This window comes from Sneathiella sp., from assembly GCF_047631475.1.
Classification (GTDB): Bacteria; Pseudomonadota; Alphaproteobacteria; order Sneathiellales; family Sneathiellaceae; genus Sneathiella.
In genome coordinates this window covers 105,246-122,687 of record NZ_JBLHZT010000002.1, presented here as the reverse complement: position 1 = coordinate 122,687, position 17,442 = coordinate 105,246, and the positions used below count along the sequence as shown (strand labels likewise).

The window sequence follows — 17,442 nt, the reverse complement described above, 5'->3', positions numbered from 1 at the left end:
CTCTCCTAAAGCGCATCTACGTCGGTTTCACCCGTCCGGATGCGAACCACGTTATTCAGGTCATAAACGAAAATTTTACCGTCACCGATTTGTCCGGTTCTGGCCGTTGTCTGTATCGTTTCGACCACCTGTTCAACCATGTCATCTTTGACAGCGAGTTCGATTTTAATCTTGGGAAGGAATGAAATTGCGTATTCTGCACCCCTGTAGATTTCTGTGTGCCCTTTTTGACGTCCGAAGCCTTTAACTTCGGTCGCGGTCAAACCGTCAATGCCGATAGCCGTCAGTGCATCGCGCACGTCGTCCAGCTTGAACGGTTTGATAATGGCCATGACGAGTTTCATTTTTCACCTCAATGCCTGTTTTCCAATAGGGATTGCCCCTGGCTCGCCCTCTTTATTTCAAGACCTGTGCCAGTTTCGCAAGCAAGGTGAAAAATTGTTTAATTTCAATTAGATAATAAAAAACGCCGGAAAAATCCGACGTTTTTGCTTGAAAAATAGACAGTAAAAATGATTAATAAATGGGCAGTGTCTATAAATTAGGCATTCAATTCAGATAAACAATTTTCGGTGGCGTGGCTCAGTCTGAGAAGCTTGGCTTCCTGAAAGGGCGGGGCCATTAACATCATTCCAACGGGGAACCCGTTTGCTGATCCACAAGGCAACGATGTTGCGCACAGGCCAAGTAAATTCCCCAACCGAGTCAGGCTGATCGACATCATCGCTGCTTTCAGATATTTCTCTTCATCCTCGTATAAAGGTTGAAGCAGGGGCGGTATGTCAGGCACCGTGGCGCCAACGACAAGGTCAAAGCCAGCGGTCTGGGCCTGATATTTTTTCTGATAGTCTGCCAAAGCCACATAAAATCCGACGATACCGGGCGCACTAAATGTATCCGCTGATAAAAACCGCCGGGCGATCGGTCCGAACATGCCGTCTGGATCCTGACGGATTTTATCAGCCCAGAGAACGTTTCCTTCTACATTGGCGGGGGATCCTGCTTTTGCTGAATGGTCCAGAACGTCCTGAAAAACCGGTACAGCCTGCTCGACAATCTCGGCCCCCGCTTTTTCCATTTGCTTCAAACCCTTTGCAATCTGATTTTGGATACCCGGTTTCACCAGATCATCAAAAACCGTTGTCGCGCGCAGGATGCGGACCCCTTTCAACGAGGCCCCTTTCAGATCTGCCGCAGGCTTTCCCGATAAAATAGCGCATAAAGCGTTTGCGTCGGCGACATTTTGGGTCAGTGGCCCAATTGTATCCTGTGACGGTGAAAGTGGTACCGACCCTTCCAGAGAAATCAAACCATGTGTGGTTTTAAGACCCGTGATACCACACCAGGCAGACGGAATTCGCACGGAGCCCGCAGTGTCAGAACCGATTCCCGCCGCGGCCAAGCCGTGAAACACAGACAGCGCGGCCCCAGAGGAAGAGCCACCGGGAACCCGAATATTGTCCGGGTCATGCGGGTTGGCCCCTGTGCCCGTCCAGGCATTATTCCCCAAGCCGGAAAACGCCACGTCCGGCATATTGGTTTTGCCAAGACAGATTAATCCGGCCCTTGTCGCGCGTTCCAGACATTCTGCATCTTGATCAGGCGTTCGCCCTTCAAGTAACTTGGCGCCCGCTTCGGTCGGAATACCGGCGGTATCAAACAGGTCTTTCCAGGAAATCGGAACCCCGTCCAACGGGCTGCGCCGTTGTTTGTTGCGCGCGCGCGTCCGCGCTGCCTGCGCTTCACAAAGCGCCCGATCTTCGGTTAAACGGACATAAATAACATGGTCCGGATCTTTTTCTTTGATCCGATCCAGAAAATATTGCGTAAGATCAATAGGGTCGATCTCGCCCCGTTCTATTTTTTCACCCAATTGAAGGGCGGATAAGCTATGCCAATAATTTGTCATTGTGAGAGGTTAGCGATAATCTTAAAAGGGAGCAAGGGCAGGTCTGCCCGGCTAGGTACAAAAGGTTGGAAAAAGTATAATGGCAGCGACAGAGGTAATTCAGGCAGACATTCTGGTAGTCGGAGGGGGCTTAAATGGTTTGCCCCTCGCTATCGCCTTATCTTCGGCGGGTCTTGAGGTTGTCGTCCTGGAGCGTGAAGATCCGGCGAATGTCGTAGAAGGTCACTTTGATGGCCGGGTGTCGGCCATTGCCCATGCATCGCGCAACCTTTTTAAAAGCATTGGTGTCTGGGCGCATGTGCCTGAGGCAGAGCCCATGCTGGATATCCGCATCACTGATGGCCCGTCCAAGTTTTTTCTGCATTATGATCATAAACAATTAGGGGACGAGCCGTTCGGTCATATGGTGGAAAATCGCCATATGAGAATGGCCCTGCAGGCCCGCGCAGCCGAAATCGAAACCCTGACCTTACTTGCCCCCGCGACTTATAAAACAATTGAAAGAGAGGCCGATGGCGTGACCGCTGAACTGGCGGATGGCCGGGTTGTCACGGCGCGGCTTGTAGTTGCCGCTGACGGTCGTCAATCGCCCCTTCGCCAAATGGCAGGGATCAAGACGGTTGGCTGGTCCTACGACCAAAGCGGAATTGTATGTACGGTCGCCCACGAATATCCCCATAACGGGGTTGCCCAGGAACGTTTTCTTAATCCCGGCCCATTTGCCATTTTGCCAATGAGCGGCAACCGTTCGTCACTCGTCTGGACAGAGCAGACCGATATGGCCGCCAAGATCATGCAGCTGGATGATGACGATTTTCAGGCCCAGATGGCCAGTCGCTTTGGTGATTTTCTAGGAAAGCTGGAGGTTGTTGGTCCGCGCTGGAGTTATCCGCTCGCCCTGCATCAGTCAGATACCTACATTTCTGAAAGGCTGGCGTTAATTGGTGATGCGGCGCATGGCATGCACCCGATTGCCGGGCAGGGATTGAATTTGGGATTGCGGGATGTTGCCGCCCTTGCCGAGGTGGTTGTCGATACAGCCCGTCTGGGTCAGGATATCGGTAGCCAGAATATGCTCAATCACTATCAGCGCTGGCGGCGTTTTGACAGTCTGGCCCTATTGGCCATTACCGATGGTTTGAACAAACTGTTTGTGACAGATGTGCCCCCGGTCCGCCTTGCACGGGATCTGGGTCTCGCGGCGGTCAACAAAATGCCACGCTTGAAAGGCTTTTTTATGGAACATGCCCGCGGGACAGTTGGTGAACTCCCAAGGTTGCTTGAAGGAAAACCGCTTTAACCTTTAAGGATCCCGACTGAGATCGTTTTTCGCAAGGTTGTTCAGATAGGCTTCCCACACCTCTTCCTGTGTGAGGCCTAGCTTGTAAAGATAGCTCCAGGAAAAGAGGCCTGTGTCGTGAAGGTCATCAAATTTTAGCCGTACGGCATAATTGCCCACTGGCTCTAAAGACATGATCCCGACATGTCGCCGCCCGGCGATAATCTGTTTTTGCGACGGGTTATGGCCCTGAACTTCGGCAGATGGACTTTCCACCCGTAACAGTTCGGCTGGAAACTGAAAATTATGACCATCGGCAAAACTGATGGTCAGGATTTTTTCTTCTTTTTTCAAACGGATTTCGGTCGGTTTTGGACGACCGGCCTGATCATACAGATCTGCGGTCATACTATTTATCATCCAATGTGCGGGCTTCTTCGACAAGCATTATCGGGATGCCGTTTCGAATAGGAAAGGCAAGACCCGCTTTTTTGCTGATCAGCTCAGCCTTGTCGCGATCAAATTCCAGTGTCGTTTTGGTGACAGGGCAGACCAGGATTTCCAGAAGTTTGGGATCAACGGCCGACTGATCAGGGGCAGTATCAATTGAATTGGTCACGGTTTCTTCCTATTGCACGGTTCTGTTCGGGCTGCTTTGCTGCATCATCATTGTCAAAAGGCTGATCAGAAGTTCAGCTCTGGCAATGACATTTTCAGCTTCCAGCAAGGCTTGTTTTTCTGCGGGCGAAAATGGGCAAATCATGGACAGGGAATTGACAAGATTGTCATCTGCCAGGTTGTTCAGCGCTTCCCAGTCTTCTTCTTCATTTTCGAATTCCAGAAAATGCTTCAACACACTTTGCAGGGCGTCGCGGTCAACGGATCGTTCGGTCGCCGAAATAAGGTCATGTTGAAACGGGCTGTAATCTGCCTGTACTTGCCGATATTTGGTCAGGCGGTCCAGTTCATCTTCCATTCTGAACCGGCAGACGCCTTCTACGGTGATGTGAATTGTCCCATTTTGCTGTTCAGAAAATTCACAAATTTTACCGGCGCAGCCAATGGTATAGAGGTCTGGTTCATGAGAAACATCCTCCGGGTCTTTTGGCTGTATGATGCCAATAACACGGTGGGTTTCCATGGCATCCCGCACCATATCCAGATACCGGGGTTCAAAAATATTTAGCGGTAATTGGCCGGTTGTCAGCAAAAGGGCACCTGTCAGCGGGAAAACCGGCAGAATTGTCGGTAATTCGTCCAGACCTGATGTGGTGCCCTGATCGCTCATGAGAATAACAGGGACGAAAGACCTCGACGGAGGTCTTTGGTGGTGTCGTGCATGGGGCCCAGAACTTCAAAAAGATTGAGTAGTTCCTGGCGGGCAATAGCATCGTTCCATTCTTTATCGCGACGGATGATTTCCAGAAGCTGCTGTCCGCCCTCTTCATAGGCCTGTGCGCCGATTTGTGCGCGGGCCAGTTCAAGCCGGGCATCCAGATTGTCCGGATCTGCTGAAACTTTATCCAGCAAAGCCGCAAGATCCCCTGTATTTGCTGTATTTTCAGCCAGCTTCAGGCTGGCCAGTGCTTTTGAAACGGCAGGATTGGCTTTGTCTTCTTCTGACAGCGTTTCCAACAGGTTCTGGGCGGCTTCCGTTTCGCCCATCATGATATAGATCCGGGACAAATGGGCTTTCGCATCGACATTGTCAGGCTCGATTTCAAGAATCTGGGCGAAGGCGGCAAGCGCAACTTCTATATTGTCAGCTTCTAATGCCTCAAGACCGGTTTCCATCGCTTCCTCAACAGGGGAAGGGCCAATGGCTTCGCCAGCATTTTTCTCGATAAACTTTTTAATTTCGCTTTCCGGAACTGCACCCATGAACCCGTCAACAGGCTGCCCGTTTTTGAAGGCAAAAACAGCTGGAATAGATTGAACGCGCAATGCCTGGGCAATTTGCGGGTTTTTATCGATATCGATTTTCACAAGCGATACAGCGCCGCCCGCGGACTGGACGATTTTTTCAAGAACAGGACCAAGCTGTTTGCAGGGGCCACACCAAGGGGCCCACAAATCTACAAGCACCAAGCGGTCTTTACTGGCTTCCACAACATCTGTGTTGAAGCTTTGCGTGTCCCCGTCGGTGACCCAATTTCCTGCATTGCCTGCAGCACTGTCTATCAAGGTTTCCATACCGTCACTATACCAATTCTGTTCGTTCTTTCCAATTTCCGCCGAGTATATCCTGTCTGCCTGCCTCGTCCAGCCTTTAAGAAGGGATATCTGCGGATGGATCTATTATCCTGTAATTCTGTCCACATGACTCTATGAACTGTAAAAGGTCCTTAGAAGAAATTTGCGTTGTTTTGTCATTAATCAAGGGGTGAAAGTTCAAATAGTCTTCTTTCATCATGGCTTCATCTAATAAAACGAACACCTTTTTGTCCGTATCATTGATCAAGGAGAAAGGTGTAACAGAGCCCGGTTCAATGCCGAGCGTGTCGATCAGAAGGTCAGCTTTTCCAAAACTCAGGTTTTTTGCGCCGATCTTTTTGCGCAAAGATTTAAGATCAACCCGGGTTTCTTCCAGACAGACCAGAAGATAAAGATCCCCCGTTTTATCCTTCAGGAACAGATTTTTGCTGTGCCCGCCCTCCAGCTCCCGCGAGACGGCCTGTGCTTCCTCGACCGTAAAGACCGGTTCGTGCTGATGAGTTTTGAATTTGATTCCCAGTTTTTCGAAATAAGAAAAGAGTTCGTCAGGAGTCGCCGCCATAAATCCGTGTTCCTCTACGTGATTATTGGCCGTTAAGATAGCCGAATGCGTTGATCCCCGCCACGTGGAAAAATAAAATGAACTTTTTTTAAAAACACGCTTGCATTCGCATTCAAGATAACTATTATCCCGCCTCGCAGCGCAAGTTGCACCGGATGCGGGCGTAGCTCAGGGGTAGAGCATAACCTTGCCAAGGTTAGGGTCGTGAGTTCGAATCTCATCGCCCGCTCCAAATATCAAAAGGCCCGGCCATTTCGATGGCTGGGCCTTTTTGATTCCAGCCTGTTTTCCGGCTTTACCCGTGGGCAGACCTGCTGGACTGAAGTCTTGCCATCAAAACGCTGACGCCTCTTTTGATCATGCCGCTTTCTGGGGCGCGAACCCTCTTTTTATATATTCGGCCAGATGCCGGGAAAGGTCTTGTTGTTTGCCATTTGAAACGGCCAGCGTGACGAAAAATTCCGGTAGCGCGGGAAAGCCGTCGCCGCCTTGAAAACTGTTCAGGCTCTCGGGCACCAACTGTTTTAAATAAACGCCGACTGCCAGATCCATTCGGATCATCGCCTGAACCGCATCAATATTGTTGCTTTCGTATACCCGCTTCCACGGCCGCCCCGCCCGGTCAAGGGCATCTGTTGTCGGTTTGCGGAACACACAATCTGTACTCGCAATTGATAAGGGTAAGGGCGTGGTTTCAAGAAGCCGGCTGCCTTTTGCTGAAATCCAGACCAGTTGATCAGAATAAAGAATTTCACCGGAAATGTCGGCCTGCACTTCTTCCATCAGCGTTAAATCCAGAACACCGTCGTTAAACTGGCGTTTGAGCTCAAGGGTGGGGGCACAGACCAAATTGATATCGATATCGGGAAATGCCTCGGCGAAATGCCGCAAAATGAGAGGCAACTGCCCATTGACCAAATCCAGCGGAATGCCCAATGACAACCGGCCTGCAAATTCTGGTTCTGTCATTTCCTGCCAAATCTGGTCGTTCAGGTTAAGTAGTGTTTGCGAGCGGGAAAAGAGTTTTTCGCCCTCCTGAGTAAGGGTCATGCCGGTTTTCGAGCGGATAAGTAACCTGCAGCCCAGCTGTTCTTCCAGCTTGCGGACCTGTTGACTGACGGCCCCTTGTGTCAAGTTCAGTAAACCGCTGGTTTTTGTCATGCTGCCGGATGTCGCAACGGTTCTGAAGGTTCTGAGTAACTGTAGATCAATTGTGCGCATAATTTACCATTAGGTTTGTTAATGCTAAGTATTATATATATTAGCTTTGTTTATGATGGTGCATTTTATACGCTTTGGCAATTCAAAAATAAGGAGAGATTTGTCGTGAAAAGTGTGAATTTAATGGAAAAATTTGGTCAGGTTAACGGCTATTGGCGCCCGCATCTGGTGGCGGAAGCGAACGGTCAGCATGTCCGGTTAGCGAAGCTAAAAAACGAATTTGTCTGGCATTCTCATGAGCAGGAAGATGAATTGTTTATCGTCATCAAGGGCACACTGACGGTTCATTTCCGGGATCGGGACGAGATTGTCAAAGAAGGGGAGCTTCTGGTCATTCCAAAAGGGGTTGAACATATGCCCGAGGCACAGGACGAAGTTCTGCTTGTGAATATAACGAAAGCGGAAACCACGCACACCGGTGACACGCAATCGGATATGACGGTAAAGATTGACGAGATGCCGCGCCTATAATCACACAATCAATGTGCTGGCTGGACGGATAAGGGGTAAGCGCTTCTTATCCTCCGCCGCTTACAGGATTTTCAGTCGTCTTTGATAAGATCTTGACCTTCCCCCTGCTGGAAGGACTAACGTTGTTCCATTGATTTTGGAGGATCCTGTGAAAAAGGTTATTGTTGTTGGGGTGCTAGGGGTGATTGTCGCCGCTTTGGCTGCCTATTATTTCTATTCGGACGAAAATATGCCTGCCGCCAGCGGCGGGAGGGGTCCCGCGATTGTAGAAGTCACGCTTCCCGATCACTTTACCCCGGGCGCGATGGCGGGCAAAACGCTGTATGATAAAAACTGTGTGAGCTGTCATGGGACAAATGCGGCGGGACAGGATGGTGTTGCGCCGCCTCTCATTCACAAGATTTATGAGCCGGGTCATCATGGCGATGGTGCTTTTTTTCGGGCGGTTGCCCAAGGGGTCCGGGCTCATCATTGGCCGTTCGGCAACATGCCGGCGATAGAGGGGCTTAACCAAACAGAAGTTGCACTGATCATCCGATATGTTCGAGAGATCCAGCAGGCATCAGGGATTCGTTAGGGACTGATTTCCGGATGGGGCTTGAAAGCGGCGAACAGCGGTGGTCTATTTCAGGGCAAGATCTGAAACCACCGTTTGCAGGGCATCAAAAACCACCGGGTCAATTGATGTGCCGCATTCGCCGCGCATGATTTCCAGTGTTTTTTCGACTGGGACAGCACCACGATAGGGGCGGGCGGCAGTAATGGCGTCAAAAATATCCGCGGCCGTTATGATCCGGGTGTCCATATGGATTTCTTCGGCGCAAAGACCGTAAGGATAGCCCGTTCCGTCCAGTTTTTCATGATGGGCCCCTGCCATTTTTGCCATGGTCGCGAAGGGAGACAGATGAGAGAGAATCTCTTCTGTAAACTTGGAATGCTTCCTGATCTCTGCCCATTCGTGATCTTCCAGTTTTCCTGGTTTGTCCAGAATATCATTGCTGACCCCGAGTTTTCCAATGTCGTGCAACAACGCTGCCCGACGCAGATAGGACAGGTGGTTTTTTTCATAGCCGAAATGCTTTGCAATGGATTCGGTATACAGGGCAACGCGGCTGCTATGGTCAAAGGTGAACGAGCTTTTCGTATCGACAATCATACCAAAGGCGGCTGTGATATCATCCAGACGCTCTTCGCTGACCCGCATGGCCATTGATGCAGGTTCCAGCTTCATGATCTGCTGTTGTAGGTCAGCACTGTTCAGGTGTTGCCAGAACTCATCATCGTTCGCAATATCGTCAAACAGGGCAACCAGGTTCGGATCAAACCAGGAGCCGCTTCGTCTGCTAACCTGCTCAAGGCTGGCATCCTGACCACTTGAGATAAAAAAGACATCCGCAACTTGGGCAAGAAGGGCAATCTGAGAATTCACTGGGATCTCATGCCCGGATTTCCGATAGGGTTTTCCCTCCCCGTTCCAATGTTCGTCCAGGTAACGGATACCGTCGGCAATTGTTTCGTTAAATCCGAGACGAATGGCGATGTCTGCACCACGCTCGCAGCGGGTTTCAATAAGCTCAACCGCATAATCGCTTCCATTTTTACCAACATCAATCAGGCGTTTTAAACGGGAAAGAAAGCTTTCCCCCACACCCACATGGTTGATAATAAATTTGCTGACTTCCCTGAAATCGGTGTTATCGACAAGCTTAAACTCATGTTTGAAGTCTCGCTCGTCACAGCCATATAGTTCATACAAGCGGGCCGCATTACTGCTGCACCCAGCGTCCTTCAATAATAATGTGTAATAAAGATCCCATTGCTGCTGCTGGTCGAGGCCCAGTTTCTTCCCCAGATGCATGCCAATGTAACAACACCGAATACTATGTCCGGCGGGCTGACCTTCTGTCATATCAAGCGCGTAACTTAAGGCACCGATAACCTCTGAAAGGAACAATTTGCCATCGATTGAAGGCATTTTTTCGCTGGCGCTGGCGTTTATTGACGTGACAACATTCATTTACTATACCCTCGAAGCAGCGGTACCTGATTTCAGCGAATGACACTGAAACGCTGGCTGACCTTTATACGTTACTCTGCAATTTTGAGCATTTTTACAAACTGATCCTAATATTCGCTTAATCGACATTGGATATTTGGACCGGGCCGTAATCGACCTGATAGTCTTCCCTGTGTTCGCGCGACTGGAAAATCAATGACCTTCTTCTTGTTAATGGTATCAGGTCTTTTTCTGGCGATCTGGGCGGTGAATATCGCGGGTGCATTTTTTCTAGCGGTACCGATACTGGAATTTCTGTTACCACTGGTCGGCTATGCCCAGTTGATGGCTCTTTTCAAGGTTGGGTCCCTCGGCTGGGGGATCAGTAGTGGATATGCGACCCGCAAACAGGTGAACTGGCAGCAAATCAAGCATGTTGCCCCAGCCCTGCTAACAGGAAGTATTGCAGGGGTTTTCCTGATCAATCAGATCACACGGGACGTCATTCCCTTTGTTATTGTTGGCGCGATCCTCTTTATTGAATTGATTATTCCCGCCGTTAGTCGTTTTGATCTGCCAAAAAACCGCACCCTTTTGATAGCGGCAGCGTTTTTAATTGGCATTTACGGCAGCAGTATCAGCGCGGGTTTCGGGTTACTGACCCTGGCGTTATTCCGTCTTGCTTATCCAGGCGGCGATTCCATTGCGCGGGCCAGCATTCAGGCAAGAGTGTGTGAATTTCTGTGTGTCCTTGTTACTGTTTTGGTTCATCTGTTATATGGGAATATCGTGTTCTTTTACGCCATTGCCCTGTTTTCCGGTACGCTGTTTGGCGGTTTGATCGGGTGGAAGCTGCTTGTCCGATTGACCTTTATGCCGGCAAAAACACAGCGTTATTTTCTCTATGGCGTCTACGGGTTTGCCCTGTTTACGACGTTTCAGCAGCCTCTTTCGAAAACCCTGGCAGGTTTCTTGAACTTCTAAAAATTACTTTATTTTCAATAATATAAATACGTAATTACTGACGTTATTACTAAAAATATTCGATAATTTTCTGGGAATTTTGGGTAAATATTGGACGGACTTATTTTGCGCTTCCCAGTCGCTTAGTTGCCTCGGATTGCCTGCAAATCATCCAGATAATAGCGTTTGCCATTGCATGAATTCTGGAAGTCCGCTGATAAACTGTTAAATTCGGAAACATCATTATCATAGGCGTTTTGCAACGTGGTATAATCCTCCAGCTTCTTATTATATTGCGCAACATAGTCATTGTTTTTTCGCACCATTTCGTTGCGTGTTTCAAAATTTTCTTTGTCGTCAATTTTCGTGTTGGGGTTTTCCCGGAAATAGGTTTCGATGCGCTTTATCTCCATATCCAACGCGGCGAGTTCTTCGCGGTAGGTTTCGAAAATGGCATTTCGTTTGCCGATATAGCCGGACAGCATTGCCATATTCTCTTCGACAGAAATACAATTTTTCAATTGATCCATGGTCAAGAAGTAAGACGGATAGGTTTTTCCTTCATCCGGCACCGGAATAGCAGCTTTAGCGTTAAATGCGCTGTCTTGTGTTTGTGCGGTTGCAAGGCCAGGAAAACACATTACAGAGCCGGCCAGTATCAAAATACGGGAGAATTTGTTCATGGAGCCTGTCCTTTTTCAATGAAAAACCAATGGTAGAGAAGTTGCACCTGATTGCAAATCCAGATTTACAATGAGCCACAAAAAAGGCGACCCCATGGCCGCCTTTTGTTTTTTTGAGTTTTGCGTCTGTTTAGGCCGCTTTTTGTTTCCGTCGCCATCCGAGGAAGCCAAGGACTGCCATGCCAGCGCCATAAAGCGGTAGTGCGGCCGGAAGTGGTACCGCGGAGACAACGACATTGATGCCTGCGGTTGACAGGACGTCCCCGTTTACACCCAGAACATCCATTTCAATGCGATACAGACCAGCGATAAGCGGATCAATGACCGTGAACCACTGATACTGCCAGGAATTCTGAACCACATTGTTGTTGGCAATCAGATTTGCATATCCTGGTGCGTCACCAGCAGCAACCTCGACCCCTTGGCCGTTCAGCGTTGAGTTGTCGCCAAATGAATGGTCCATTCCCAGTAAAGCCGCTGGGCCCATAATGGGATCAAAGCTTGTAAAGGACTGACCCGCAGATGGATCATGATCCAGACGGAGTTGATAAGTGAAGTCCTGAACTTTTGCTCCGCTGGTGCCCGCGACATCAGTGTTTATTGACCATTCAAAACTCCATAATGGCCGACCTGATCCCGGAGCAGATTCGCCGGCATTGAAATTGTAGGTATCAACACCGTCATAGTTAAAGATGTTGGCAGGCACTGGAAAACGCTGTTTTGCACGCAGGCCTACTTCGATATTATTGCTAGTACCAACTGTAAAACCCCCGTTGGCATTGCCTGAGCCGAAGATAACATCCGGATTAACATTTGCGGCAGTTGCCGCCCCCGACATTAAAAATGCGGCTGTGACGCCTAGTAAAGCGTTCAAAATCGCTTTTTTCATTTACTCCCCCTTATAGTTGCAGATACGCCCCTCAATTCATACGAGATCGAATGAATTGTTAATAAATTATTAATCATGAATATGATTCCAATGCAAATCAAAAAAGACCTAACTCTGAAGTCCTAATCCTTTTGAAACTTATTGATCTTGACCGGGGGCAATAGCATGATGAGAAACCAATTTGCTGGGAGAGGAATGGATGGTCTGGATTGATGTTGTTTCATATGAAAATGCCAAGGGACGGTTAAAAAAGCTGTATGACAGGGTAAAGGGTCCCGACAACAATGTAGACAATATCATGATGGCGCATTCCCTTCGCCCCCACACAATGGAGGGGCATATGGCGTTGTATAAATACGTCCTGCATCATACAAACAATACGGTTCCGAAATGGTTTTTGGAAACGTTGGGTGTGTGGGTAAGTTCATTGAATAATTGTGCTTATTGTGTTGAACATCATTATGCCGGATTGTCGCGTTTGTTAAACAACCCGGAAAAATCGGAAGCGATCCGGTCCGCCATTGACGCGCGGGATCTTGAAAAAGCCCCTTTATCAGAAAAAGAGAAACTGGCCATGCACTATGCCCGGATCCTGACAGATGAGCCGTCATCGCTGACGCAAGCGCATATTGAAACGCTTAAACAAGCGGGATATTCGGACGGCGAAATTTTGGAAATCAATCAGGTGACGGCTTATTTTTCATATGCCAACCGAACTGTCTTAGGGCTTGGTTGTTCGACCGATGGGGACATTCTGGGCTTGTCTCCGAATAACAATCAAGACCCCGAAGACTGGTCCCATACCTAAAAAAGGGCACAATATTGACAGACAATCTGGCGGCGATTCGCATTTTTATAGAAATTGTTAAACGAGGTAGTTTCTCGGATGCCGCGCGTCATATGAATATGGCGGCCTCGTCTGTGACCCGGCAAATCAATGCGCTTGAGGAGGCCTTGAATGCCCGATTACTGAACAGGACCACCCGCCAGGTCAGTTTGACGGAGGCAGGACAGCTTTATTATACCCGTGCTGTCAATGCGGTTGCAGAAATTGATGATATGGGGCGGGCTATCTCCGAGTTGGATGCTCAGCCGCGCGGATCATTGAAGGTGACGGCGCCGCTTACATTTGGACGGGGCTATATTGTTCCCAGACTAGAGACATTTTTCGAGCAATATCCCGATATCTCGCTGGAATTGATATTGAGTGATCAGGTGCTGGATCTGGTTCAGGATGGGTTTGATGCAGCGGTAAGAATGACCGTCCGGTTGCCGGATTCTACTTTTCATGCGCGAAAACTGCACCGGGTGACCCGTGTGATTTGTGCCAGCCCGAGTTATCTTGAAAAGCATGGAACACCAGAGACACCAGATGATCTGAAGAACCATCAGTGCCTTGCCATCAATTTTAAAACAGCCAACGAGTTATGGCGATCGGTGGCCTCAAGCTGGCAATTTGATACCGCAGTGGGGCCTGTTGATATTCCGGTTTCCAGTAAATTTCAGACGAATAGCGGGGAAACGGTGCTGGAGGCGGGGATATGTGGTCTGGGTATTGTGGTTTTACCCCTCTGGCAGGTTTTCGAGCATATTAAAGCGGGGCGACTTGTCCGTCTTTTTGATTCAGAAGGCCTGAAGTTTAATTCATTGGAATATAACACTTTTCTGGTTTACCCATCGAACCGATATCTTCCTCCGAAAGTTCGGGCATTCTCTGACTATCTGGCACAGTGCCTCAAGCATGACTTTGGTGAATGATTATTATTGCAAAAAATGCAATAGAGTTGACCAGAATTGTCTATTAATGTTGTTTATGTAAATAGTTATATGTTGTTCATAACCTCAAGAATGGAGAATGTTATGGACAGAAATTCATATCCAGCCCGGCCGTCCGCGTCTTTTTTTCCGGAACGTAAACTAATTGGATGGCGTGCAGACGGGGAGAAACCTGCGGCGAAAAAAGCGCCCAAGACTGCGTCTTTGTCTGTTTTTCGCAAGTTTGCCGGGATATTTACGGCAAAAACACCGGTCTTGAGCAAACAGGAATGTGCGACAGGGCGTTGCTAGAACGCCGCAGGCTGTTAGCAAAGAATGGGGAGAGGGCGAAACCCTCTCCCAATGGCTTTAGAAACGGTAACCGAACCCGATACCAACGATCCACGGGTCAATATCAACATCACGGGCGTTGATGCTGCCGTTATTTACAGTCACACTGGTTTCCAAAAAGAGTTTTTTGACGTCAAAGTTGAACGACCAGCGATCATCGATTTTATAGTCAAAACCTGCTTGTAGCGCGTACCCGAAGTTATCTTCATAGTCGACGCTGGTTACCGCAGGATCGTTTCCTTTATCTTCGTTCAGGAAAAAGGTGTAATTCAAGCCCGCCCCAATATAAGGGCTAAACGCTTTTTTTGGCATAAAGTGATATTGCACAGTCAGGGTCGGTGGCAACAGCCAGACATCCCCAAGATCCACATTTCGGCCAAGCGATGTGTTTGACACACTGACATCGTGGGGGGTTGTCGCAACAATGAGTTCCGCCGCGATATTTTCGGTAAAGAAGTAGGTAAAGTCGATTTCCGGGACAACAGAATTATCAATGCTTGCGCTTCCGCCAATCGCATCTGTTGTGCCGCCCTCATCAGGAACAACAGCCAGTCCTCTAACGCGAACCAGAATGTCACCCGCGTCTTTGGCAAGTACCGGTGTGGCACCCCCCAGAGAGGCCAGAGCGAGCAGGGCGGCGAGTGAAAAAGCGGTCATTTTCTTCATGGGTAACTCCAATTATCAAATATAACTGGTTCATACCGTGTAGGGGCTCTTTAGAGATTGATTGAGATCAAACGAGATGCAAATTGCTGGAGGCTTTCTGTGAGAAGGATCACGACCCTAACATGAATTCTTTTGTGTCCAGAATTTGCCCATTTGCAAGGAGGGCGATCCTGTGAAGCCCGGGATGGTGCTTGCGTGTTGTGTAATCAACAAACCGGTATGATTTAGTGATCTTTATGTCCCTTGTTTCAGGCCGGCCTTCGCTTAATCGAAAAACCTTCCGGCTATGCTTTCCTGTGGCTTTCATAAAATCAATTGCATAATCAAGGCGAAGGTTTTCCGGTAACGGACTGTCCAGCGTTGCGTGAACGTTGAAAGTTAAAGACTGGCCCCGCTCGATATGATTCGACGACAGCACCAATGAAATGGCTTTGACCTTTACCGGTCCTGCTCCAAAAAGGGCAAGCGCTCGCCTGTTTCCCTGTTTGAGCAGGTTTCTTAACCCGTGTTTGAGAATCCAGTTTGTATGAGGATGCTGGTCGATCCATTTTTCAGCAAAATCCAAAACCTGATCGGGGTTATCTTTTGCGATGTCGTTCAGGTTGTTCGCGACACTTTTACGGACAAATAAACTGTCATCTTGCAGCAACGCTTCCAAAATCGGGAAAATCAGGGATGGGTCTTTCTTAAAAGCAGGCAGGGCCACCGCCCAAGGCAGTCGAGGGCGACACCCTTCGCTTGCGAACCGTCTGATATTCGCATTCTCATCCTGTGTCAGGGACAACATCCAGGTCATCACAGTAGGGGCGTCTTCAATAATGAACGGCCGTATGGCAAATTCCGAAGAGGTGCCCAAGGCGGTAAGTGCTTTTAACGCCGCCAATGAAATGGCTGGTCGGGACAACCCGACACGGCATAAATAGTCGGGCACAAACATACAGAGCATGTCTGAATATTGAAATTCAGGCAGGCTTATTTTGGGGAGCAGTTTTTTTAAAAGAGCTGCATCCGTTTCAAGCGGACCCGGAAGAAAGTGAATAAGCGCGTCCGTCAGCCTGTTCATCCGCTGTTTTAAGGTAAGATCGTTCCAGTCGGTTTGATGAACAAAGCTTATGAATTCTTCAGATGAAAGCGGGGTTTCTTCAGCAAGAGCCCCCGCAATATGGGCTACAAATTCATCGGTGTAACAAAGTCGAAGTTCTGCGGCCATCTCCCGAATATCCTTTAGGTGCGCGGCAATTCTGTTTCGACAAGTTTGGCCCAAAGGCTGGCACCCAGACCCAGAATACCGTCATTAAAGTCGTATTGTGGATGATGGACGGCAAACTGATGATCCTGATCCTGAGAACCCAAAAAGATGTATGCGCCGGGGCAGGCTTCCAGCATAAAGGAGAAATCTTCACTTCCCATACGCACCGGGGCCTGGGTGTTTACATTCTCCGGGCCGACCAATTCACTGGCAATGCGGGTAATAATATCGGTTTGTGTGTCATGATTGACGGTGCAGGGGAAGATGCGTTTATAGTCCAAATCAATCTCAACACCGAAGGTCGCGGCCACCCCGTCACAGATTTCGGCCATTCGTTTTTCCACGTAATCTCGCATTTCAGGCGTGGTTGTTCGAATGGAGGCCGTCAGTTCTGCATCATGCGGAATTACATTCTGGGCCGTACCGGCATGAAATTCAGTGATGCTGATAACCACATTGTCGATTGGGCTTACATTGCGGGAGACAATGGTTTGAACGGCGTTATACAGTTGAACGCCGACTTTTATGGGATCGATTGAGCGCTGCGGATGAGCGGCGTGGCCGCCTTTCGCTTTGATATGAATCCGGGCCACATCTGCTGATGCCATCAATGATCCTTTTTTAATATGAAATGTTCCAAAAGGTCCGTCAGGCATATTATGCAGCCCGTAAACAGCATCGCAGGGGAAGCGTTCAAACAATCCATCTTTTACCATGGCGTCACCGCCTCCCAGCCCTTCTTCGGCGGGCTGAAAGATAAAATTCACCGTCCCGTCAAAATTTCTGGTTTCTGAAAGGTATTTTGCGGCGCCCAGCAAAATTGCCGTATGCCCATCATGCCCGCAGGCATGCATTTTACCCTCATGAACTGACTGATGTGGCACACCCGTTAGTTCCTGCATGGGCAAGGCGTCCATATCAGCACGAATTCCTATCGTTTTTGTGCTGTTTCCCTGACCTTTCAAAACACCGACGACACCGGTCTGGCCAATCCCTTCATGTACCTCCATTCCCCAGTCGCGCAGTTTTTCAGCAACAATCTGTGCTGTGCGAATTTCTTCAAAACCCAATTCAGGATGTTTATGAATGTCTCGGCGCCAGGTTTGCATGTCGTCCTGAAGGTCAGCGATACGATTATAAACGGGCATAGTGATTTGGACTCCAACTGATTTTTTTGAGGATTGAAACCGGATTGTGTTTCAACTGTTTTTATTAAAACAGTTAACCGGAAAAC

General features: G+C 48.8%; 21 protein-coding genes and 1 tRNA gene. 8 read left to right on the top strand and 14 right to left on the bottom strand.

Features of this window, described 5'->3' with window-relative positions; all coding sequences use genetic code 11:
• Positions 1–5: 5 nt before the first annotated feature.
• Together ACJAYR_RS01420 and ACJAYR_RS01415 are read right to left on the bottom strand one after the other, a co-directional pair.
• Positions 6–344: a P-II family nitrogen regulator gene (locus tag ACJAYR_RS01420; protein WP_415234949.1), complete on the bottom strand. Its 339-nt coding sequence runs from the start codon at positions 342–344 to the stop codon at positions 6–8.
• Between the two features lie 197 nt (positions 345–541).
• A complete protein-coding gene (locus tag ACJAYR_RS01415; protein ID WP_415234948.1) occupies positions 542–1,909 on the bottom strand; it encodes an amidase in 1,368 nt (455 codons plus the stop codon).
• A gap of 79 nt (positions 1,910–1,988) precedes the next feature.
• Between ACJAYR_RS01415 and ACJAYR_RS01410 the strand changes: the two genes are divergently transcribed.
• A complete protein-coding gene (locus tag ACJAYR_RS01410) occupies positions 1,989–3,209 on the top strand; it encodes an FAD-dependent monooxygenase (protein WP_415234947.1) in 1,221 nt (406 codons plus the stop codon).
• A gap of 3 nt (positions 3,210–3,212) precedes the next feature.
• Here ACJAYR_RS01410 and ACJAYR_RS01405 read toward each other — a convergent pair whose 3' ends face one another.
• The 5 genes from ACJAYR_RS01405 to ACJAYR_RS01385 form a co-directional block, all read right to left on the bottom strand.
• A complete protein-coding gene (locus tag ACJAYR_RS01405) occupies positions 3,213–3,596 on the bottom strand; it encodes a gamma-butyrobetaine hydroxylase-like domain-containing protein (RefSeq protein WP_415234946.1) in 384 nt (127 codons plus the stop codon).
• Position 3,597: 1 nt separating this feature from the next.
• The gene (locus tag ACJAYR_RS01400) at positions 3,598–3,807 is read right to left on the bottom strand and encodes a Trm112 family protein (protein ID WP_415234945.1); all 210 of its coding nucleotides are present in this window, start codon (positions 3,805–3,807) and stop codon (positions 3,598–3,600) included.
• Between the two features lie 9 nt (positions 3,808–3,816).
• On the bottom strand, positions 3,817–4,476 hold the full coding sequence (locus ACJAYR_RS01395; protein ID WP_415234944.1) for an LON peptidase substrate-binding domain-containing protein: 660 nt from the start codon (positions 4,474–4,476) through the stop codon (positions 3,817–3,819).
• Positions 4,473–5,381, bottom strand: a complete 909-nt coding sequence (trxA, locus tag ACJAYR_RS01390) for a thioredoxin (RefSeq protein WP_415234943.1) — start codon at positions 5,379–5,381, stop codon at positions 4,473–4,475. The genes ACJAYR_RS01395 and trxA overlap by 4 nt, the downstream gene beginning before the upstream one ends.
• Before the next feature lie 76 nt (positions 5,382–5,457).
• The gene (locus ACJAYR_RS01385) at positions 5,458–5,964 is read right to left on the bottom strand and encodes a prolyl-tRNA synthetase associated domain-containing protein (RefSeq protein ID WP_415234942.1); all 507 of its coding nucleotides are present in this window, start codon (positions 5,962–5,964) and stop codon (positions 5,458–5,460) included.
• Between the two features lie 157 nt (positions 5,965–6,121).
• Here ACJAYR_RS01385 and ACJAYR_RS01380 point away from each other — a divergent pair.
• Positions 6,122–6,196: transfer RNA gene (locus ACJAYR_RS01380), tRNA-Gly, on the top strand.
• Between the two features lie 125 nt (positions 6,197–6,321).
• Here ACJAYR_RS01380 and ACJAYR_RS01375 read toward each other — a convergent pair.
• Positions 6,322–7,185 (bottom strand): LysR family transcriptional regulator, encoded by an 864-nt coding sequence (locus ACJAYR_RS01375; RefSeq protein WP_415234941.1) that lies wholly within the window; start codon positions 7,183–7,185, stop codon positions 6,322–6,324.
• 105 nt (positions 7,186–7,290) lie between these two features.
• Between ACJAYR_RS01375 and ACJAYR_RS01370 the strand changes: the two genes are divergently transcribed.
• Together ACJAYR_RS01370 and ACJAYR_RS01365 are read left to right on the top strand one after the other, a co-directional pair.
• Entirely contained in the window at positions 7,291–7,656 is a 366-nt protein-coding gene (locus tag ACJAYR_RS01370; protein WP_415234940.1) for a cupin domain-containing protein, read from the top strand.
• A 148-nt stretch (positions 7,657–7,804) separates the two neighbouring features.
• A complete protein-coding gene (locus tag ACJAYR_RS01365; protein WP_415234939.1) occupies positions 7,805–8,233 on the top strand; it encodes a c-type cytochrome in 429 nt (142 codons plus the stop codon).
• A 45-nt stretch (positions 8,234–8,278) separates the two neighbouring features.
• On the opposite strand, the gene ACJAYR_RS01360 is transcribed toward ACJAYR_RS01365, so the two are convergent.
• Positions 8,279–9,631, bottom strand: a complete 1,353-nt coding sequence (locus ACJAYR_RS01360; RefSeq protein WP_415234983.1) for an HD-GYP domain-containing protein — start codon at positions 9,629–9,631, stop codon at positions 8,279–8,281.
• 237 nt (positions 9,632–9,868) lie between these two features.
• Here ACJAYR_RS01360 and ACJAYR_RS01355 point away from each other — a divergent pair, with 237 nt between their 5' ends.
• Entirely contained in the window at positions 9,869–10,636 is a 768-nt protein-coding gene (locus ACJAYR_RS01355) for a TSUP family transporter (RefSeq protein ID WP_415234938.1), read from the top strand.
• Between the two features lie 122 nt (positions 10,637–10,758).
• Here ACJAYR_RS01355 and ACJAYR_RS01350 read toward each other — a convergent pair whose 3' ends face one another.
• Together ACJAYR_RS01350 and ACJAYR_RS01345 are read right to left on the bottom strand one after the other, a co-directional pair.
• Complete coding sequence (locus ACJAYR_RS01350; RefSeq protein ID WP_415234937.1) at positions 10,759–11,298, bottom strand: hypothetical protein; 540 nt, start codon at positions 11,296–11,298, stop codon at positions 10,759–10,761.
• A 130-nt stretch (positions 11,299–11,428) separates the two neighbouring features.
• A complete protein-coding gene (locus tag ACJAYR_RS01345; RefSeq protein WP_415234936.1) occupies positions 11,429–12,187 on the bottom strand; it encodes a hypothetical protein in 759 nt (252 codons plus the stop codon).
• A 199-nt stretch (positions 12,188–12,386) separates the two neighbouring features.
• Between ACJAYR_RS01345 and ACJAYR_RS01340 the strand changes: the two genes are divergently transcribed.
• The 3 genes from ACJAYR_RS01340 (at position 12,387) to ACJAYR_RS01330 (ending at position 14,254) form a co-directional block, all read left to right on the top strand.
• Positions 12,387–12,995, top strand: a complete 609-nt coding sequence (locus ACJAYR_RS01340; RefSeq protein WP_415234935.1) for a carboxymuconolactone decarboxylase family protein — start codon at positions 12,387–12,389, stop codon at positions 12,993–12,995.
• A 14-nt stretch (positions 12,996–13,009) separates the two neighbouring features.
• Complete coding sequence (locus ACJAYR_RS01335) at positions 13,010–13,945, top strand: LysR family transcriptional regulator (RefSeq protein ID WP_415234934.1); 936 nt, start codon at positions 13,010–13,012, stop codon at positions 13,943–13,945.
• Between the two features lie 102 nt (positions 13,946–14,047).
• The gene (locus ACJAYR_RS01330) at positions 14,048–14,254 is read left to right on the top strand and encodes a hypothetical protein (protein WP_415234933.1); all 207 of its coding nucleotides are present in this window, start codon (positions 14,048–14,050) and stop codon (positions 14,252–14,254) included.
• Positions 14,255–14,311: 57 nt separating this feature from the next.
• On the opposite strand, the gene ACJAYR_RS01325 is transcribed toward ACJAYR_RS01330, so the two are convergent.
• From ACJAYR_RS01325 to ACJAYR_RS01315, 3 genes are all read right to left on the bottom strand, one after another.
• Positions 14,312–14,959 carry an OmpW/AlkL family protein gene (locus ACJAYR_RS01325; RefSeq protein WP_415234932.1) on the bottom strand — a complete coding sequence of 216 codons (648 nt, stop codon included), beginning with the start codon at positions 14,957–14,959 and terminating at the stop codon, positions 14,312–14,314.
• A 109-nt stretch (positions 14,960–15,068) separates the two neighbouring features.
• The gene (locus ACJAYR_RS01320) at positions 15,069–16,169 is read right to left on the bottom strand and encodes a DNA alkylation repair protein (RefSeq protein ID WP_415234931.1); all 1,101 of its coding nucleotides are present in this window, start codon (positions 16,167–16,169) and stop codon (positions 15,069–15,071) included.
• 14 nt (positions 16,170–16,183) lie between these two features.
• Positions 16,184–17,356: a M20 aminoacylase family protein gene (locus ACJAYR_RS01315; protein ID WP_415234930.1), complete on the bottom strand. Its 1,173-nt coding sequence runs from the start codon at positions 17,354–17,356 to the stop codon at positions 16,184–16,186.
• Positions 17,357–17,442 lie beyond the last annotated feature (86 nt).